This is a genomic window from Microbacterium sp. SCPM-O-B-15248 (M128) (genome assembly GCF_058214835.1).
Window position 1 is genome coordinate 228,036 of record NZ_JBYQLI010000002.1, and the last position, 18,161, is coordinate 246,196.

Genomic DNA, 18,161 nt, shown 5'->3' on the forward strand with positions numbered 1-18,161 from the left:
CCCTTACGAGGCGCTCACCGTTGCGCCGCCTCCCGGCGACGCTCGCTGATGATGGCGAGCAGGAGGGTGCTCACGAACCGGGGGCCGTTGGCCGTCGTGCAGGTGGTCGTGACCTGCTGTGCTTCGAGAGGCGAGTCCAGTACGCGCGGATGAAAATCTCAGCACCTCGACCTGCTGCCAGCCTCCTGCGCGGTCCTGGCGCGAATCCCCCCGTCGCGTTTCGTGTTCCGTCGCGTTTCGATTCCCGTCGCGTCACGCAGGGGGGCGGATCCCAGTGAGCGGTCGGTCGGATGAGTCGCTGGCGGCGGAGGCGGCGCGTCGTCGGATTGAGTTGCGGGAGGCGCGCGCGGCGCTGACCGAGGCAAACCGGATGCTGTTGGGCGTGTTCCTCCGGGACCGGTTGAGGGATCCGCGTGACTTCGATCTGATCATCGGGATGGAGAAGGTTCTCGACCGGCGCGGCGCGATCGTATGGACCCACGTCGATGAGCTGCTGGGGGCGCTGCTGGAAGACCGGCCGCACCTTGCCGCGCCGGACGGGCCTGTTCCGCTTCGGCGCGGGGTGTCGGCGATAGAGTTCTTCACGGCGGAGACGTGACGGGCCAGGGGCCGGTGTTCTTCAGCTAGGAGCCCAGGGGGCAACGCGTGACAGGCCAGGGGCCGGCGCGGTAGTCGATCAGACACCCCGGAGGCTCCCATGGCCCTCAGCCCTCTTCTCTCCCCGCTCTACCCGAGCCAGGCGCGTGCGCGCGCCGCGGCCCGCGCGCCCCGTAACGACGTCGCGTCGTCGCGGAAGAAGGTCACTGACCGTCTCGGTCTGCCCGCGGATGCACCGAACGATCAGGTGCTCGCCGCGTTCGATGCCGCTCGCGCGTCCCGCACGTCGGCTTCGGGATCCTCGGCGGCCGCGCCGTCCGCGGCCGCCGCGCTCGCGGAGCGCGCCTGGGGCAAGCAGCCCGAGGCCGCGCCGGCAGCGTCGCAGAGCGACCTGTACCGGAAGGCGTGGGGCTGATGGGCCACACGAACCCGTACATCCAGGGCCGCTCCCGGTACCGCGTCGTCGCGCCGGTCGTCGTGGCGCGGCTCATCGCCGGCGGCGACAAGTACGTCTACCGTCACGCGCTCCTCCCGGACGCCACCGAACAGAGCCAGATCGAGCACCTCCTCGAACTGGGCATGATCGAGAAGCTGGCGGTGAGCGCGTGATCACCACCGCTGGTCTCTACGAGTTCGCATCCCGCTGTGCTGTGGTCGGGGTCGACGTTCCCGAGGCGCTGAGCCGAGGTCTCGAGCTGATTCAGGTCGCGAACGAGCATGCCGAGATGCCGGTTCCGGACGACGTCCTCGCGCTGTCCGACGAGGAGCTGCGCGACCGTGTCGAGGCGATCTCCATCCGCTGGCACGTCACCGAGGGGCTCGGCGGGAACGGCCTGCAAGTCGGGCAGCTCAAGGTCACGGACGAGCTGACTCAGGCGATCGCCCGTGAGGTGGTGCCCGAGCTGGACAGCATGGTCGAGTCGCTGCAGCCGCGTTTCGACGAGCTCGCCGCGCCGCTCATCGCGGCCGCACGGGACTACGGCTTCACGTTCGACACCACGTCCGACGATGTCATCGAGCTGGCCGACGAGGGCGCGGCTGCGGCATGGCGAGCAGTGCCCCGCGCGTGGTCTGCTCTCGCGCCCCTGGTCACCTTCCGGACGTCGATGTCGAAGCTCTTCGATCTCGGCCCCACCATGGACGACGTCCGGGCGCACTTCTTCCCACGCTCGCCCGGGATGACCGAGCCGAACTACTCGGTGCTCTTCGCCGCCGGAGACAACTGGTCGATCGCCACCGGCTACTACGTCGAGGGCAAGACCCGCGGTCACCTCGATTGGCTGGCCCTCGCTCGAGACGGCATCCAGCTGAACACGCCGACCGTGGTCGAGGAGAAGCTCAACTCGCGCCGGCAGGTTCGTCTCCCGGCGCCCGAGGCTCCGTCGCAGCCGTTGGGCGTCCGGCGTGCGGTCCGCGCCGGCCAGGCCTACCCGTCGATCTCGTCGGACTGAGTCCATGACTGCGACCGTGTTGCCTGCCCGCCGTCCTTTCCGGTTGGGGCCGACACGGTTCGCCGGGTTGGTGAGGACCGGTCACCCCGCTGAGGCGGGGACTCACCACCCCACTGAGGGGCCGACGCTTGGGCGGGGTCGGCCCCTCACCCATCGACCCGGACCGTCAAAAAATCCAGAGACCCCGACCTGCTGCCAGCCTCCCGCGCGGTCCTGGCGCGTTTCTCCCCGCGCACGAACGTGCGTGACGCTCAATGCACAATGACGCTCAATGGAGTTCCTCATGAGTTCTGAAGTCGGCTCCGGTCACGTCAGCATCTTTCCCGTGATGAACGGGTTCAAGTCCCGCGTCACCCGCGGCACCCAGGAGGCCGGCGCCGCGGGCGCGAAGACCTTCGACCGCGGGTTCAAGGGTGCTGGCGCGGCCGCCGGGCGCACCGTTGGCCGCGACCTGAAGTCGGCGCTCGCGTCGGCCGCGGGCGACCTCGGCGCGGCGGAGCTCGGAAAGTTGGAGGGTCAGGTCGCGTCGGCGGCCGCCGCGGTCTCGAAGGCTCGGCTGCGTCAGCAGGACGACGCCGGCCGTGTGCGCGTCGCCGAGACCCGTCTGCAGGAAGCCGTCGCCAAGTCCGGCGAGGGATCCTCGCAGGCCGTCGCTGCTGAGGAGCGCCTGGCTTCCGCGCGCCGTACCCAGCAGACGTCGATCGCGGCGGTGACGGCGGCGACGGAGCGACTTCAGTCGGCGCAGGACGCGCTTTCACGCGCACAGGCATCGGTCGCGGCGACGACAGCCGCCACCTCCGGGGGGTTCCGGCGGATGCTCGGCGACTTCCGCTCGGGCTTTACCGACGCACGGGCGGCGCAGTCGGCGTTCAGCGGCGTCACCGGCTCGCTCGGCGGCCTGTCCCGAGCCCTGCTGGACGTCACCGGTTTTACGTACCTCGGGCGTCTGGCGCGCACTGGGGCGCAGCAGGCGTCATCCGCGTTTACGTCGCTCGCGACGATGATCGGCGGGCAGCTCGCGAAGGCGTCGACCCTGACCCGCGCGTGGGTGTCGAGTGTCGGCTCTACCGTGCGGGGCGCGCTCGCCCCGTATGTGCAGTACGCGGCCGCGGCGGGGACTCTGCTCGCGTCGCCGTTCGTGCGTCTCGGGTCGCGGGTGTCGTCCTACCTCAGCCCGGTCACCAGTCAGGTGCGGGCTGCGCTGACGAAGGCGGCCGCGTTCGCTGGACCCGCGGCGACCCAGCTGGTCAGCACGTTCCGGTCGGGCCTGTCCGGTCTCGGTTCGGCCGCGACTTCGGCGTTCAGCTCCGTCGTCTCGGCCGCGTCCAGCGCATCGCGCGCTGCGGGCTCCGCGCTCGGATCTGGCATCCAGACGGCTGCCACCGCAGCTGTCACCGTCGCGGCCGCCGGCATCGGTGTCGCGTTCGGGGCCGGGCTGTCGCGGCTCGCAGCGCTCGATACTGCTCGCGCCAAGCTGAAGGGTCTCGGCAACGACGGGCAGGCCGTCGGCTCGATCATGACCGACGCCCTGGCGTCCGTGCGGGGGACCGCCTTCGGTCTCGGCGAGGCCGCCACCGTCGCCGCCGGCGCCGTCGCCGCCGGTATCAAGCCCGGTGAGGGCCTGCGCTCCGTGCTCAAGACCGTCGCGAACAACGCATCAGTCGCCGGTGTCTCCATGGAGGAGATGGGGTCGATCTTCAACAGGGCCGCGACCCAGGTCAACGGCGTCCAGAACGACGTCATCTCGCAGCTGCAGGACCGCGGCATCCCCATCTACCAGGCGCTCGCCGACCAGCTGGGCGTCACCGCCGGCGAGGTGTTCGACCTCGCCTCTCAGGGGAAGGTTTCGTTCGCTCAGTTCTCGGCTGCTGCGGAAGCTGCCGCGGGCACGGTTGCTGACGAGATAGGTAAGACGGTCCCTGGCGCGCTGAAGAACCTCCGAACCAGCCTCGGTCGGATTGGCGCCAACCTCTTCGGCGGTATCAACACCGAGACGGGCGAGCTGTTCGGGCTGTATGCCCGGTTCGGTCCCCTGATCGCATCCGTGTCTAAGGCGTTGGAGCCGGTCGAAGCGGCGGCGAAGAGCTTCGGCGGCGTCCTGGATCGGGTGCTCGGCCCCAGCCTGGACCGAATCACGGCCTACCTGAACGGCATCGGTGAGGGCGCGTCGGTGTTCTCCGGGGCGTTCGCCGGCATGGAAGGCGTCGTCGCTCCGCTGGCCGGGGCGTTCGCCGCCCTGGGGGCTGGGGGGCTCGGCGCGCTCCTAACTCGCATCCCGCTGCTGACGACGCTCATCCCCGGTCTCACCGGAGCACTCGGCCTTCTGGGTGGCCCGCTGGGCGTCGTGGCGGCAGCGCTCGGTGCCTTCGCGCTCTCCGGTGGCGACTTCGGTGGCCTGGTCAGTTCGATCACCGGGATCATCGACTCGCTCGTCGCCGCGCTGCCGGGCCTCGCTGTCCAGTTCGGTGCCCTGATCCCGCAGATCGTGGCGGCGGTCCTCGCGCAAGTGCCAGCGCTGCTGAACGCCGGGGTGAACATCCTCGACGCTCTCGTGCAGGGCCTCGTATCTGCGATCCCGCAGATCACCGCGGGGATCACGATCGCGGTGTCCGGGATCGTGAACGCGCTGGTCTCGAACCTCCCGCTGATCGTCCAGGGAGCGTTGAACCTGTTCGCGGGCCTCGCGCGCGGGCTCATCCAGGTGCTGCCGGTCCTGATCACGACGGTCGTGCAGCTCGTCGTGAGCCTCGTGCAGGGGCTCGTCGCGCTACTGCCCACGCTCGTCACTGGCGCGCTGCAGCTCTTCATGGGCCTGGTCACGGCCGTGATCCAGGTGATCCCGGTCCTGCTGACCGCGATCATCGGGGCGCTCCCGCAGATCCTCACGAGCCTGCTCGGGATGCTCCCGGCGCTGCTGACCGCAGCGATCACGCTGTTCCTGCAGCTCGTGCTCGGGCTGGTGCAGGTCATCCCGGATCTGCTCACCACGCTGATCGGCCTGCTGCCGACGCTGCTGACGACGATCATCGGGATGATCCCGTCGCTGCTGTCGACGGTCATCAACCTGTTCCTGCAGCTCGTGCTCGGACTGCTGACAGTGATCCCGCAGCTGCTCGTCGCGATCGTGGGGATGCTGCCGCAGATCATCACGACCCTGATCAGCCTCATCCCGACTCTGCTGAACGCCGGGATCGAGCTGTTCAAGGCGCTGGTGACGGCGATCCCGAAGATCATCCCGCAGCTGAAGGACACGCTCCGGTCGATGGGCCCGGAGATGGTGAACGCCATCATCGCCCTCGGACCGTCGCTGCTGGACGCGGGGAAGGCGATCATCCAGTCGTTCATCGACGGGATCGGGTCGATGATCGGCGCCGTCGGGGATGCCGTCGGTGGGGTCATGGACTTCGTCGCCGGGTTCTTCCCGCACTCGCCGGCGAAGCGCGGCCCGCTCTCCGGGGCGGGTTGGTACGCGCTCCGCTCCGGTGGGCAGACGATCCCGCAGCAGCTGGCCGACGGCATCACCGACGGTCAGAACGAGGTCGAGCGGGCATCCGCGGCGATGACTGCAGCTGCGCAGATTGGTGCCGCCCGGGTCGCGTCGATGGTCGGGTCGGTGTCCACGCGCATCACGACGAGCACCGGGAGCACCGGATCCGCCCCGAGCGACGCCACGCGGGCCACAGGCGCCGGAGCAGGCAGTGGAGGGGGCTTGACCATCTACGGAGACGTCCATACGCAGGATCTGGACGAGTTCGCGCGAAAGATCGAGACCAAGAGACGTCGCGCTGTCTCAGTGCCGACATCGACGATGATCGTCACATGACCGAGCACAAGATCAACGCGAACCACGTCCATCTCTTGATGTGGACCGTCCTCGCGAACCCTCTCGGTGACTCCTTCACTCAGACTGAGCTCGACGCGATCCGATCCGAACATGAACGCCTCGGGATCGACCCCATCTTCGTGCTCGGCCGACTCGCCAGCGTCATGAATGCCGAGATGGAACGCGTTCATGGCCAGGAGACGTGGCGCGAGTTCGTCTCCGAGACCCTCGAGGAGACGAGACTGTTCGAGAGATCCGGGATCTTGGATCCGGGCCCCTCCGAGGCAGGCATGTTCGAGGAACGGTGACGCTCTCGGAGAGCGCTGAGCCTCGAGAGACATGGCCAGCGGCACACCACAGATATCTCTCTCCGGCCCAGGTCTGCGACCTCGTGCCGGGGATGACGGTCGCCAACCTCAAGGACCTCCGCGCGAGCGGCCGCGGGCCGGCCTACCGGAAGCCGACTGGAGCCCGCGGGAAGGTCACCGTGTACGCCGAGGCGGACGTGCGCGCTTGGGTTGAGGCGTCCAAAGTTGGGACGCGGGACCAGCCGTAGTCGGGTCGGTCAGGATGCTCTGCGGAGCGCCCGCATCCGATGCTGATGGACTGGGCTCTGTAACAGGTGCAGGCGGAAGTGCTTCAGGAGGATGTCCTCGCGCACCACGCGTGTGCGCTGCCCGTCGATCGTCTGCCAACCCATCGGCATGCCCCACTGTCGCCAGTAGCGGATCGTGCGCTCGGAGCGACCGACTCGCTTCGCCGCGGTCCGGTATGTGTGCCACTTCACTGCCGCCATGCGCACCATGATGCACCCAGTCCGCGAGTCCGCAGAAAGTCCGCGGAACGTTCATCTCGCCCCCTCAGCGGCCATCATGAGACCACACGGTATCCGCGTGATTACGCGGCGGACAGTAGCGCCCATGACCACCCATTGAAGGTGGTTTCGTACGAGCTGTACTTCGGGGTCTGATCGCCCGATCATCCACGACCAAGCCCGTCCCCGCCGTTTCGCGGGGGCGGGCTTCGTCGTTGCCGGGGCGCAAGATAGACGATGCGACGCTCCTTGTGGAGTACCCGGACAACGATCGGGGGCTTTGACAGGATGGTCATCGACGATGAAAGGGGCCATCGTGAGCGATTATCGGGTAGATCCCGACCGTGTGATCGGCGTCCTGGCCGGGGTGGATGACGCCGGCGCGGGCATCGCGCAGGCGATCACCGACATGGAGGATCTGGCTCTGGAGGGGCAGAGCCTCGTGGCCGATGGCCGACGCACCCTCGCGAGCGCGTGGGGCGACCTCCTTGATGAGCGCCGATACGTGCCCGGGAAGCTCGCCCACGTCGTGGCGGCTGCCGCGTCGGCCGTGAGCGAGGCGACGACCGCCGTCGTCACCGGCGACGTCGACATGTCGGTCACGACGGCGGAGGCGGAGTCGCGGGCCATGGACGAGTGGGGCATCGATTCTCTCGTCGCATACGGGCAGGGGTACTGATGGGCAGCCCGAGTGTCGACGATCTCCCCCAGGTGGCGGATCCTGCTGTGCTCACGGGTCTCGGCGAGCGTCTCGTGGCCATCGCCACTGGGACGCAGACATCGATGTCCGACGTGCAGAACCGCTGGGTGGTTCTGGGCGACACCGAGGTCTTCCATGTCACGGGGGCGGAAGCGGTGCCGCGGATGCTCGATCGCCCCGCCTCGGACGCGCAGAGTTTCTCCCAGGCGCTGATCGAGGCACGTAACGCGCTGTGGGATGCCGGGTCGTCGGAGTTCCCCGATCTGACCCAGCGCCGTGAGGAGCTGGCATTCCGGATCCCGTCCGTGGTTGCCGCCTACGATTCGGCGGCCGACGCGTCCATTCGCGCGAACGCGACGTACCGCTCGACTCGGGGGTCCGACGTGGATGCCTCGGTTGCCGCGGACGCATCACTGGCACGCTTGAACGCGTCGACGACCCTGAACTCCGCCGAGAGCGCACTGGACACGCTGCAGGCCGACATCGACCGTTTCCGACGTGACGTCGAGGAAGCCGAGGATCGGCTCGCGTCGCGACTACGAAACGTCTCGGGCGGAACCGAGGTGATCGGCGCCGGTGGAGAGCCCGTGCGGGTGGCGCAGCTGTTCTGGGGGTTCTCGGAGTCCGCGTACCCGGGCGCACCGTCCGCTGCCTCGGTCAGTCGGTCGCTCTCCGAGCAGTTGACCTACGACCTCGGGCGAGCGGCCGAACGTCGCATCGACTGGCTCTCGACGGCCGACACCGGCGACGCGCGGCGGTGGCTCGACGCCCACCCGGACTTCGTGCAGTCCGTCGCCTTCGTCGAACCGGAACGCGCCGGCGACCTGTTCACCGATCTCGCGGACGCCTCCGCCGCTTCGCCGAACGGCGAATGGAACGGCGGTCCGCTCGGGCAGCTGCTCGCCCTGGCTCCGCTCGTCGTCGGGAACCTCAACGGCATCCCCGCCCATCAACGCGGCATCTTCAACCGCGCGGGTCTCGCCGACGTCCTGGCGCGGGACGACCTCGACGACGAGACCCGGAGCAAGCTCGAGCAGCTGCGGTCGGTGGTGGAGAAGCGTTCGGACGACGGTTCCCTGCCAACGTTGTTGAGCTTCTTCATCGACACCGAGGGGTCTCCGCGTGCCAACATCGCGTTCGGGGACGTCGACACCGCCGATCAGGTGACGACCCTGACGCATGGCATCCGGACGGATCTCGGTTCGCTGCAGGAGTGGGCGCGCGGCAGTGCGGACCTGCAGTCGGCGCTGTCGAGTGAGATGGAGCGAACCGGTCAGCGCAGCACCACGGCTGTCGTGCTGATCCTGGACTGGGATTCCGGCGGCGCCCTCAGCATCGGCGGGATCGATCGGCCCGATGCAGGAGCCGCGCGTCTTTCCGAGACGCTCCGAGGCCTGCATGCGGTGAACCCCGGCGCCCAGCTCAACACGGGCGCGCACTCGCTCGGCACGACGATGACCGGGCAGGCCGTCGCCGACAATCCCGGACTGGTCTCGCATGTCTGGTTCTTCGGTTCGGCGGGTATCACCGCGCAGACGGGCGACGAGCTCGCGGAGCAGATCCGCTCCGGCGAGACGACGGTGTCGGCCACGCACGCCGATGACGACAGCATCGCCGCGTGGGGACGCAAGGACTGGCTCGGCAGCCTCCACGCGGAAGACCCGCGGGACGTGCCGGGGGTTCAGCCGTTCGGGTCGAACGGCGGTGTCGTCGCGGACTACGGATCGCCGCGGGGCGAGTACGGCGAATCGACCGACAGTCACGACGCCCACAACAGCACGAAGGACGAGTTCGTCGGATGGGACGTGGGCTGGGATGGCTCGCCCATCCCGCTCTACGAGCCCACCGAACAGACGGGGTATCTCGACCCGTCCGCCGAGTCGTTCAAGCACTTCGTGGTTGGCTTGCGCGAGGCACTCGACACGACAGGAGCGAGCCGATGACCCAACGCAGGTGGGGAACCCTCCCCGTACTCGTCGCGAGCGCCGTCGTCACCGCGACCGTTCTGACCGGATGTGGAGGTCCGCAGATGTCCCCGAATGAGACGCCGAGCGCGATGCCTAGCAGCACCGTGGGCTTCGACGATGCGAAGGCAGCGAACCTCGAATACAAGGCGGCGGTCGCCGACGTCCAGAAGCAGATCTTCGACGGGGACTGGCGTGTCGGAGAGTACGGCGACGTTCCCGACCAGTGCGAGGGCGGCTACCAGTTCTTCCTGCGACGCAAGCTCCCCGAAGGCTTCTCGTTCGACGGCCAGGGCCCGCAGAGGATGGAACAGCTCCGTACCTGGATGTCAGAGAACGGGTGGCAGGTCGAGCCGGCACCCACCTATGGGGCGGGCATCGACAACATCGTGATCGTCGCGGGAAAGCCCGACGAGAAGGTGTCCCGTCTGGACGTCGACCTGATCCCGGGCGTCGCCGCCGAGGGCACGGTCGACGTGTTGGAACTCCGCGCGACCTCCACCTGCGAGCCGGGTGACGCTGCGGCGCTCCTTGAGCAGTTGCGCGGTCCGTTGACCGCGGTGCCGGACGACAGCGGTATCCCCGATCTGGAGAGTCCGGGGGCCACTCCCCTGTTCGAGCGCTTCGACGAGGGGTGATCGGGCTCAGGATGCCGAGCGCGCGGCGCGCTTCTGCTCCTGGAACACGCGGATCGCCTCGTAGCGGTCGGCGGATCGGGCCTGGCGCTTCGCCGCTTCGACCTCGCGGGTCTTCGGAGGAGCCGACGTCACGAGGTCGTCGAGCAGGCGGCGAGTGGCGTCCGCGATCTCGTCGACCGCACGGTCGAAGACCTGCTGATTCGCTCGTGACGGCTTCGTGGTGCCCGTGATCTTGCGAACGAACTGCAGCGCCGCGTCGTGGCACTCGTCGTCGGTCGCCGGGGGCTCGAAGTTGTGCAGGGGCACGATGTTGCGGCACATGCCAGCAGGGTAGGCCGCTCCCCCGCGTCCCAAAAGAGGCGGAGCGCGCAAGCTCCCGGCATCCGCACAGGCGGCGCGTCGCCGCGGTGTCGGTGGGGCACGGAATGATGGATGCCATGACCTCCCCGTACGTGTCGCGACCGTGGCTCAGCTCTTACGCCGAGGGCGTGCCCCACGAGATCGACGAGCCGTCGCAGACGCTTCCCGAGATGATCGCCGACTCGGTGCACCGGTACGGGAAGACCACGGCTCTGGAGTTCTTCGGCGCGCGGACGACGTATCGCGAGCTCGGCGATCAGATCGCCCGCGCCGCCGAGGGACTGCGGCGGCTGGGCGTCACGGCGGGCGACCGCGTCGCTTTGGTGCTGCCCAACTGCCCGCAGCACGTCGTCGCGTTCTATGCCGCCCTGCGGCTCGGGGCGATCGTCATCGAGCACAACCCGCTCTACACCGCGCGCGAGCTGCGGCACCAGTTCGAGGATCATGGGGCACGGTTCGCGATCGTCTGGGACAAGGTGGCCGACCTCGTGGCGGACTTCCCGTCGGACCTCGCGCTCGAGCACATCGTGGCCGTCGACATCACCCGGGCGATGCCGCTCGGCACCCGCCTCGCGCTGAAGCTTCCGGTGAAGAAGGCGCGCGAGTCGCGCGCACAGCTGACCGCGGCACCGACGTCGAAGCGCCCGACACCGTGGGAGAAGCTGCTCACGCACGGCAAGCTCGCGCGCAAGCACGAGGGGCCGCTCCTCGACGACATCGCGCTCCTGCAGTACACCAGCGGCACGACGGGTAGCCCGAAGGGCGCGGTGCTCACCCACAGCAATCTGCGCGCCAACGCGATGCAGGGCCGCGCCTGGGTGCCCGGCCTCCACGACGGCGAAGAGACGTTCTACGGGGTGCTCCCCCTGTTCCACGCTTACGGGCTGACCCTGTGCCTGACGTTCGCGATGAGCATCGGTGCCACGCTCGTGCTGTTCCCCAAGTACGACCTCGACCTCGTGGCATCCGCGGTGAAGAAGAGCCCGCCGACGTTCCTGCCGGCCGTCCCGCCGATCTACGACCAGCTCGCCCGCGCCGCCAGCCGCGGCACCCTCGACCTGTCGACGGTGCGGTTCGCCATCTCGGGCGCCATGAGCCTGCCCGTCGCCACCGTCGATCGGTGGGAGGCGGCGACCGGCGGCCTGCTCGTCGAGGGGTACGGCATGACCGAGTCCTCGCCGGTCGCGCTCGGCAACCCGATCGGCCCCTCGCGGCGTCCGGGAACCGTCGGAGTCCCGTTCCCGAGCACCGACATCCGGGTCGTCGACCCCGACGACCCCGAGACCGATCTGCCGCTCGGCGAGACCGGCGAGCTGCTGCTGCGCGGTCCGCAGGTGTTCGAGGGGTACTGGAACCGCCCGGCCGACACGGCGGCCACCCTGCTCGACGGCGGCTGGTTGCGCACCGGCGATATCGCGTCGGTGTCGGCCGATGGCTTCGTCACGATCGTCGACCGGCTGAAAGAGATCATCATCACGGGCGGCTTCAACGTCTCGCCCAGCGAGGTCGAAGACGTGCTCGTGTCGCACCCCGACATCGAGGGCGCCGCCGTCGTCGCGCTCCCGAAGCCGCGCGGCGGCGAGGATGTCGCCGCCGCGATCGTCGTGCGCGACGGCGTCCAGCTCGATGCCGAAGCCGTGCGTGACTTCTGCAAGTCGCGTTTGGCGGCCTACAAAGTGCCGCGTCGGGTGGTCGTCGTCGATGACCTTCCACGTTCGCTCATCGGCAAGGTGCTGCGCCGCGAGGTGCGCGAGCGCCTCATGGCATCCTGAGTCACCCGTAGAAGAGCTTCTCGAAGACGCGTCGCGCGCGCCGCGTGGCGCCGAGATAGTCCTCCTCGACCTGGGTGGCCGAGTGCGGCGGGTACTCCAGGATCCGACCGATCCCGTCGAGCCGCCCGCGGTCGGCGGGAAGCACATCGCTCGTCTGTCCGGACAGCAGGGTGTTGGCCGACCGCAGACGGCTGGCCAGGTGCCAGGATGCCGCGAGCTTGTCGGCCGCGTCACGGTCGATGAGGCCCGCGTCGACCGCGGCGTCCAGGGCACCGAGGGTCGACGTGGTGCGCATCGCGGGGGTGGCTCGGGCATGCTGCAGCTGCAGGATCTGAACCAGCCACTCGACGTCGCTGATGGAGCCGGGACCGAGCTTGAGGTGTCGCGCCGGGTCGGCGCCCTGCGGGAGCCGTTCGTTCTCGACGCGCGCCTTGATCCGCCGGATCTCGCGCAGCCCGTTCGGGTCGGCGGCGATCGGGTAGCGGACGTCGTCGGCGAGGGCCATGAAATCGGCGATGAGCTTCACGCTTCCGGCGACGCCACGGGCGCGCAGGAGTGCTTGCGCCTCCCACGACAGCGACCAGCGCCGGTAGTACTCGGCGTAGGCGTCGAGCGAGCGGGCGAGCGGACCGCTGCGGCCCTCGGGGCGCAGCTCCGCGTCGAGGTCGAGCGGCAGCCGGTGGTCTTCGGAGTGTTCGCGCAGGCCCGCGACGAGCTTCAGGGCGAGGGTGCTCGCGCGCTGCGGGTCGATGCCGTTCGCCCGGTAGACGTACATCACGTCGGCATCCGAACCGAACCCGATCTCGCGGCCGCCGAAGCGTCCCATCGCGATCACCGAGAAGTCGAGGACATCGTCCTCGGGGGGCACGACCTCGCGCCGCACCGCGCGGAGCGTGGCCTGGATCGTCACCTCGGTGATGGTGGTCAGGGCATCCGAGAGCTCTTCGAGCGAGACGACCTCGAGCACCGCCGCCATCGCGACGCGCAGCATCTCGCGGCGGCGCAGAGCCCGCACCGAGCGCATCGCGTCATCGATGTCGTCCCACCGCGTCTGGATGGCCCGGGCTTCTTCTTGCAGCGCCGCACCCGACCGCGGTCGCAGCAGAGCGTCGTCGTCGAGCCAGGCGACCGACTCGGGGATCCACTCCATGAGCTCGCCGATGTAGCGCGATCCCGACAGCACGCGGGTGAGGCTTTCAGCGGCTCCCGCGGAGTCCCGCAGCATCCGCAGAAACCACGGCGTGTTCCCGAGCCGCTCGCTGATGCGGCGGAACACCAGGAGGCCGTAGTCCGGGTCGACGCCGTCGGCGAACCAGCGGATCATGATCGGCATGAGGTGGCGCTGAATCGTCGCCTTGCGGCTCAGGCCGTTCGTGAGCGCGGCGATGTGCCGCAGCGCGCCCGCGGGGTCGCGGAAGCCGATGGCGGCGAGGCGGTCGCGGGCCTGCTCGGTCGAGAGCGAGCGCTCCCCCTCGGGGAGGGCCGCGACGGCCGAGAGGAGCGGCCGGTAGAACAACCGGACATGGATGTCGCGCACCTCGCGCTTGATGCGCTCCCACGCCTGCTGCACACCCGCGGCCGAGTCCGACAGCTTCGTCGCGCGCGCCAGCACGCGCAGGTCGTCGTCCTTCTCGGGCAAGAGGGCCGTGCGGCGCAGTCCTCGCAACTGCAGCCGGTGCTCGATCAGCCGCAGCAGTCGGTAGTCGCGGCCGAATGCCTCGGCTTCGCTGCGTCCGATGTAGCCCTCCGCGACGAGCGCGTCGAGGGCGTCGAGCGTCCCGCGCTGGCGGATCCGGTCGTCGGTGAGCCCGTGCACGAGCTGCAGCAGCTGCACGGTGAACTCGACATCGCGGATGCCTCCCGGCCCCAGCTTGACCTGGCGGTTCACCTCGGAGGCCGGGATGTGGTCGGTCACGCGCTCGCGCATGCGCTGTACGCCGTCGACGAAGTTCTCGCGCGCGGCGCTCAGCCACACCAGGGGCTGCACGGCCGCGATGTACTCGGCGCCGAGGGCGGGGTCGCCCGCGATCGCGCGGGCCTTCAAGAGTGCCTGGAATTCCCAGCTCTTCGCCCACCGGTCGTAGTACTGCGCGTGGGCGCCGAGGCTCCGCACGAGGGCGCCCTGCTTGCCCTCGGGGCGCAGGTTCGGATCGACCTCCCACAGGGGCGGCTCGATCTCGGGACCCGAGATGCCGCGCATCGTCTGGACGGCCAGGCGCGTGCCGATGTCGATCGCACGGGCCTCGGACACGACCTCCTCATCGGAGGTTCCGCCGACGAAGATGACATCGACATCGCTGACGTAGTTGAGCTCGCGGGCACCGGTCTTCCCCATCGCGATGATCGCGAACCGCGTCGCCTCGACCTGGGCACGGGGGAAGGCCGCGGGCCCGGTCCCGGACACACGCGCCCGAGCGACGCTCAACGACGCCTCGAGGGCCGCGCCGGCGAGGTCGGCGAGGGACGCGGACACGATGTCGATCGCGGAGGCCGGGTCGTCCTGACCGAGGTCGTACGCAGCGATCCGGGCGAGCAGGCGCCGGTAGCGGACGCGGAGGGCCGCCCAGGCGGCATCCGAGGCGTCCGTCGCGAAGCCCTCGTCATCGCCGACGGATGCCAAGAGCTCGGCGCGCATGGTCTGCTCGTCGGGCACGGTGAGGCCGGCGCCGGCGAGGTGGGCGATCTCGTCGGGGTGGCGCAGGTAGAACTCCGCGAACCCGTCGGATGCGCCCACGATGTCCCACAGCGCACGCCAGGATCCGGCGTCCGCCGCCGCCGCACGGACGGCCCCTTCGGCGCGACGGGCGATCTGCACGATCCCCGCGAGGGCACGGTCGGGGTCGGCCACGCGCTGCGCCAGAGCCATGGCATCCGCCCGCTCGACGCCGGTCAGCTGCTCGAGCTCGCCCAGCGCCGTATCGGCTTCCGCGAGACGCGAGAAGCCGATACGGGCCAGAGCGGTGAGCGCCGTCGATCGATCGCCCGAGATCACCACGGCCGGGTCAGAGCGCCTCGAGGTTGCTCTGCAGCTCGAAGGGGGTGACCTGTGCGCGGTACTGTTGCCACTCGCGGCGCTTGTTCAGCAGGACGTACTTGAAGACCTGCTCCCCCAGCGTCTCGGCGACGAGCTCGGACTCCTCGAGGTACTCGAGGGCGTGGTCGAGGCTCGCCGGCAGCGGCGCGTAGCCGAGGGCCCGACGCTCGGAGTCGGTGAGCGACCAGACGTTGTCCTCCGCCTCGGCGGGCAGCTCGTAACCTTCTTCGATGCCCTTCAGACCCGCCGCGAGCATGAGTGCGTACGAGAGGTACGGGTTGGCCGCGGAGTCGAGCGCGCGGTACTCGACCCGCGTCGACTGGCCCTTGTTGGGCTTGTAGAGCGGAACGCGGACGAGGGCCGAGCGGTTGTTGTGGCCCCAGCAGATGAAGCTCGGAGCCTCGTCGCCGCCCCACAGGCGCTTGTACGAGTTGACGAACTGGTTGGTCACGGCGGAGATCTCGTTCGCGTGACGCAGCAGACCCGCGATGAAGTGACGGCCCACCTTCGACAGCTGGTACTGGCCGCCCTCTTCGTAGAAGGCGTTCATGTCGCCCTCGAACAGGGACATGTGCGTGTGCATGCCGCTGCCGGGCTGGCCGCTGAGGGGCTTGGGCATGAACGTGGCGTAGACGCCCTGCTCGATCGCGACCTCTTTCACGACCGTGCGGAAGGTCATGATGTTGTCGGCGGTCGTCAGTGCGTCGGCGTAGCGGAGGTCGATCTCGTTCTGCCCGGGACCGCCCTCGTGGTGGCTGAACTCGACCGAGATGCCGAGGTCTTCGAGCATCCGCACCGAACGACGGCGGAAGTCGTGCGCCGTGCCGCCGGGGACGTTGTCGAAGTACCCGGCCGAGTCGACGGGCTCGGGACGCCCGTCGGGGCCCAGCTGCGACGACTTCAGCAGGTAGAACTCGATCTCGGGGTGCGTGTAGAACGTGAACCCGGCATCGGCGGCCTTCGCGAGCGTGCGCTTCAGGACATGCCGGGGGTCGGCGACCGCGGGCTGGCCGTCGGGCGTCGTGATGTCGCAGAACATGCGCGCCGTCGGGTCGATCTCGCCGCGCCACGGGAGGATCTGGAACGTCGTGGGGTCGGGGAGCGCCAGCAGGTCCGACTCGTACGAGCGCGTCAGGCCCTCGATCGCCGAACCGTCGAAGCCCAGGCCCTCGCTGAAGGCCCCCTCGACCTCGGCGGGTGCGATCGCCACCGACTTCAGGGTGCCGACCACGTCGGTGAACCACAGCCGTACGAACTTCACGCCGCGTTCTTCGATCGTCCGCAAGACGAAATCGCGCTGCTTGTCCATCGTTCTCCTCGTCTCGGTCCGGAAGGGTCAGCGGCCGGAGCCGGAGCCCCAGTCGGAGTCGCGCGCGTCCTCTTCGGACCACTTCTTCGAGCGCTCCTGCATGATCTGGGGCGCGCGAGCGGCTTCTTCCGCGGTGTCGAACGGGCCCGCGCGGTCGATCGCCGGCGACTCGTACCCCTGCTCGACCTCACCGGTCTCGAGGTTGTACCAGTACTTCTGATTCTCGTCGCTCACGATCGCTCCTTGCGTAGGTCTCGCTCCGCAGCGGACTTCTGGCGGGCGCTCTCCCGATCCTACTGATCCAGACCCCGCGCCTGGATAGGCTGGGGGGCATGGCAACGAATGCGTCGCGTGCGGTCGGAGTGGACATCGGCGGAACGGGGATCAAGGCGGGAATCGTCGACCTGGATGCCGGCGAGCTGATCGGCGATCGGGTGAAGGTCTCCACCCCCCAGGGCGCGGAGCCCGCCGACGTGCTGAACACCGTCCGCGAGGTCCTCGAGAAGCTGGAGGCCCCGGAGGATCTGCCGCTCGGCGTCGCGTTCCCCGCGATCGTGAAGAACGGTCGCACCCTGTCCGCCGCGAACGTGTCGAAGTCATGGATCGGTTTCGAGGCCGAGAAATTCTTCGAGGACGGCCTGTCCCGTGACATCCACTTCGCCAACGACGCCGACGTCGCCGGGATCGCCGAGGTCCGGTACGGGGCCGCGAAGGGCGTGAACGGCCTGGTGATCCTCACCACGCTCGGCACGGGCATCGGGTCGGCGATGATCTACGACGGCGTCCTGATCCCCAACAGCGAGCTCGGTCACCTGCAGCGCGCCGAGCACAAGAGGGATGCCGAAGGCTACGCGGCCTACTCGGCGATGGAGCGCGACGAGCTTTCGTGGGAGAAGTGGGCGAAGCGTCTGCAGTGGTATTACGACTACGTCGAGTTCCTCTTCAGCCCTGACCTGATCGTCGTCGGCGGCGGGGTGTCGAAGCACGCCGACGAGTTCCTGCCGATGCTGAAGCTCTGCGCCCCCATCGTCCCCGCGAAGCACCGCAACAACGCGGGCATCATCGGCGCGGCATCGCTCGCGGTCCCGGTGCCGGAGGCGCTGCCCGCGGTGAAGTAACCCGCACCCTTCGTGCCCACCTGGGTTTCGATCGTTCCGCCGTCGTCGGAGGGCTGGTCGTGCTGTGGGCGGCGCTGATCGCGCGGGTACCTACTGGCACGTCGCAAGAGACAGATCCTTCCGACGAATCCTGTCTCCGAACATGCTGGGCGAGTCAATGCACTCGTACGATCAGCGTATGGGCGTCCGCGATGGGAAGCTGATCACAAAACGAACCGCGCCGAGCCTGATCGTCGGGACCTCGATCATGGCTGTGTGCGCAGTCGCGGCCGTTGTGCTGATCTGGTCCGTTGCCGTGCCGACGGGACCGGATGTATGCGTCCTCACCTACCCCGGGCCACGAAACTGCTTCGTCAGCGATCGGCTTGATGCGGCCGTTGTATCAACGGTAGTGCTGGCGTTGACACTTGCTGTTGCGCTTATCGCGTCCGTCACGCTGTCTCGTCGGTGGTCATGGGTGGTCGGACCGGGAATTGCGCTGGTGTTCTTGGCTGGTGCCGTTGCGTTCCTAGCGGTTGCGTGGATTCCCGCCTGGGCGTGACGTCACGGTAGAGGGCCAGCCGAGGAACGCGACTGCGCTC

General features: G+C 69.0%; 16 protein-coding genes. 12 read left to right on the plus strand and 4 right to left on the minus strand.

What is annotated here, in order from left to right; genetic code table 11:
- Positions 1-274 precede the first annotated feature (274 nt).
- From AC3E6M_RS03755 to AC3E6M_RS03795, 9 genes are all read left to right on the plus strand, one after another.
- Entirely contained in the window at positions 275-598 is a 324-nt protein-coding gene (locus AC3E6M_RS03755; protein WP_490529083.1) for a hypothetical protein, read from the plus strand.
- 99 nt (positions 599-697) lie between these two features.
- Entirely contained in the window at positions 698-1,012 is a 315-nt protein-coding gene (locus AC3E6M_RS03760; protein ID WP_490529084.1) for a hypothetical protein, read from the plus strand.
- Entirely contained in the window at positions 1,012-1,206 is a 195-nt protein-coding gene (locus tag AC3E6M_RS03765) for a hypothetical protein (protein WP_490529085.1), read from the plus strand. The genes AC3E6M_RS03760 and AC3E6M_RS03765 overlap by 1 nt, the downstream gene beginning before the upstream one ends.
- Positions 1,203-2,048: a hypothetical protein gene (locus AC3E6M_RS03770; protein ID WP_490529086.1), complete on the plus strand. Its 846-nt coding sequence runs from the start codon at positions 1,203-1,205 to the stop codon at positions 2,046-2,048. Before AC3E6M_RS03765 ends, AC3E6M_RS03770 begins: the two co-directional genes overlap by 4 nt.
- Positions 2,049-2,331: 283 nt before the next feature.
- Positions 2,332-5,871, plus strand: coding sequence for a phage tail protein (locus tag AC3E6M_RS03775; protein ID WP_490529087.1), 3,540 nt, complete (start codon positions 2,332-2,334; stop codon positions 5,869-5,871).
- Entirely contained in the window at positions 5,868-6,179 is a 312-nt protein-coding gene (locus AC3E6M_RS03780) for a hypothetical protein (protein WP_490529088.1), read from the plus strand. Before AC3E6M_RS03775 ends, AC3E6M_RS03780 begins: the two co-directional genes overlap by 4 nt.
- An 822-nt stretch (positions 6,180-7,001) precedes the next feature.
- A complete protein-coding gene (locus AC3E6M_RS03785) occupies positions 7,002-7,364 on the plus strand; it encodes a DUF6507 family protein (RefSeq protein WP_490529089.1) in 363 nt (120 codons plus the stop codon).
- Positions 7,364-9,328 carry an alpha/beta hydrolase gene (locus tag AC3E6M_RS03790; protein ID WP_490529090.1) on the plus strand — a complete coding sequence of 655 codons (1,965 nt, stop codon included), beginning with the start codon at positions 7,364-7,366 and terminating at the stop codon, positions 9,326-9,328. Before AC3E6M_RS03785 ends, AC3E6M_RS03790 begins: the two co-directional genes overlap by 1 nt.
- A gap of 113 nt (positions 9,329-9,441) precedes the next feature.
- Positions 9,442-9,987 carry a hypothetical protein gene (locus AC3E6M_RS03795; protein ID WP_490529091.1) on the plus strand — a complete coding sequence of 182 codons (546 nt, stop codon included), beginning with the start codon at positions 9,442-9,444 and terminating at the stop codon, positions 9,985-9,987.
- Between the two features lie 6 nt (positions 9,988-9,993).
- Here AC3E6M_RS03795 and AC3E6M_RS03800 read toward each other — a convergent pair whose 3' ends face one another.
- Positions 9,994-10,308 (minus strand): DUF2277 domain-containing protein, encoded by a 315-nt coding sequence (locus tag AC3E6M_RS03800; RefSeq protein WP_138172276.1) that lies wholly within the window; start codon positions 10,306-10,308, stop codon positions 9,994-9,996.
- A gap of 116 nt (positions 10,309-10,424) precedes the next feature.
- On the opposite strand from AC3E6M_RS03800, the gene AC3E6M_RS03805 reads away from it, so the two are divergent.
- Complete coding sequence (locus AC3E6M_RS03805; RefSeq protein WP_490529092.1) at positions 10,425-12,119, plus strand: long-chain-fatty-acid--CoA ligase; 1,695 nt, start codon at positions 10,425-10,427, stop codon at positions 12,117-12,119.
- A 1-nt stretch (position 12,120) separates the two neighbouring features.
- Here AC3E6M_RS03805 and AC3E6M_RS03810 read toward each other — a convergent pair whose 3' ends face one another.
- Genes AC3E6M_RS03810 through AC3E6M_RS03820 form a run of 3 tightly spaced genes read right to left on the minus strand, consistent with a single transcriptional unit; the run spans position 12,121 to position 16,696 of the window.
- Positions 12,121-15,111, minus strand: a complete 2,991-nt coding sequence (locus AC3E6M_RS03810) for a bifunctional [glutamine synthetase] adenylyltransferase/[glutamine synthetase]-adenylyl-L-tyrosine phosphorylase (protein ID WP_490529093.1) — start codon at positions 15,109-15,111, stop codon at positions 12,121-12,123.
- A 10-nt stretch (positions 15,112-15,121) separates the two neighbouring features.
- Positions 15,122-16,462: a type I glutamate--ammonia ligase gene (glnA, locus tag AC3E6M_RS03815; RefSeq protein WP_138172273.1), complete on the minus strand. Its 1,341-nt coding sequence runs from the start codon at positions 16,460-16,462 to the stop codon at positions 15,122-15,124.
- Positions 16,463-16,489: 27 nt separating this feature from the next.
- Positions 16,490-16,696 carry an SPOR domain-containing protein gene (locus tag AC3E6M_RS03820; RefSeq protein ID WP_138172272.1) on the minus strand — a complete coding sequence of 69 codons (207 nt, stop codon included), beginning with the start codon at positions 16,694-16,696 and terminating at the stop codon, positions 16,490-16,492.
- A 98-nt stretch (positions 16,697-16,794) separates the two neighbouring features.
- Here AC3E6M_RS03820 and ppgK point away from each other — a divergent pair, with 98 nt between their 5' ends.
- Positions 16,795-17,580: a polyphosphate--glucose phosphotransferase gene (gene ppgK, locus AC3E6M_RS03825; protein ID WP_490529094.1), complete on the plus strand. Its 786-nt coding sequence runs from the start codon at positions 16,795-16,797 to the stop codon at positions 17,578-17,580.
- Positions 17,581-17,758: 178 nt separating this feature from the next.
- On the plus strand, positions 17,759-18,121 hold the full coding sequence (locus AC3E6M_RS03830; protein WP_138172270.1) for a hypothetical protein: 363 nt from the start codon (positions 17,759-17,761) through the stop codon (positions 18,119-18,121).
- The last annotated feature ends 40 nt before the right edge of the window (positions 18,122-18,161 follow it).

What these genes read in the sequence shown, in the direction of transcription:
- AC3E6M_RS03795 (WP_490529091.1), top strand. Translation starts at nt 9,442, where the DNA reads ATGCCTAGCAGCACCGTGGGCTTCGACGATGCGAAGGCAGCGAACCTC.
- AC3E6M_RS03765 (WP_490529085.1), top strand. Translation starts at nt 1,012, where the DNA reads ATGGGCCACACGAACCCGTACATCCAGGGCCGCTCCCGGTACCGCGTC.
- ppgK (WP_490529094.1), top strand. Translation starts at nt 16,795, where the DNA reads ATGGCAACGAATGCGTCGCGTGCGGTCGGAGTGGACATCGGCGGAACG.
- AC3E6M_RS03760 (WP_490529084.1), top strand. Translation starts at nt 698, where the DNA reads ATGGCCCTCAGCCCTCTTCTCTCCCCGCTCTACCCGAGCCAGGCGCGT.
- AC3E6M_RS03805 (WP_490529092.1), top strand. Translation starts at nt 10,425, where the DNA reads ATGACCTCCCCGTACGTGTCGCGACCGTGGCTCAGCTCTTACGCCGAG.
- AC3E6M_RS03790 (WP_490529090.1), top strand. Translation starts at nt 7,364, where the DNA reads ATGGGCAGCCCGAGTGTCGACGATCTCCCCCAGGTGGCGGATCCTGCT.
- AC3E6M_RS03830 (WP_138172270.1), top strand. Translation starts at nt 17,759, where the DNA reads ATGGGCGTCCGCGATGGGAAGCTGATCACAAAACGAACCGCGCCGAGC.
- AC3E6M_RS03800 (WP_138172276.1), bottom strand. Translation starts at nt 10,308, where the DNA reads ATGTGCCGCAACATCGTGCCCCTGCACAACTTCGAGCCCCCGGCGACC.
- AC3E6M_RS03780 (WP_490529088.1), top strand. Translation starts at nt 5,868, where the DNA reads ATGACCGAGCACAAGATCAACGCGAACCACGTCCATCTCTTGATGTGG.
- glnA (WP_138172273.1), bottom strand. Translation starts at nt 16,462, where the DNA reads ATGGACAAGCAGCGCGATTTCGTCTTGCGGACGATCGAAGAACGCGGC.
- AC3E6M_RS03775 (WP_490529087.1), top strand. Translation starts at nt 2,332, where the DNA reads ATGAGTTCTGAAGTCGGCTCCGGTCACGTCAGCATCTTTCCCGTGATG.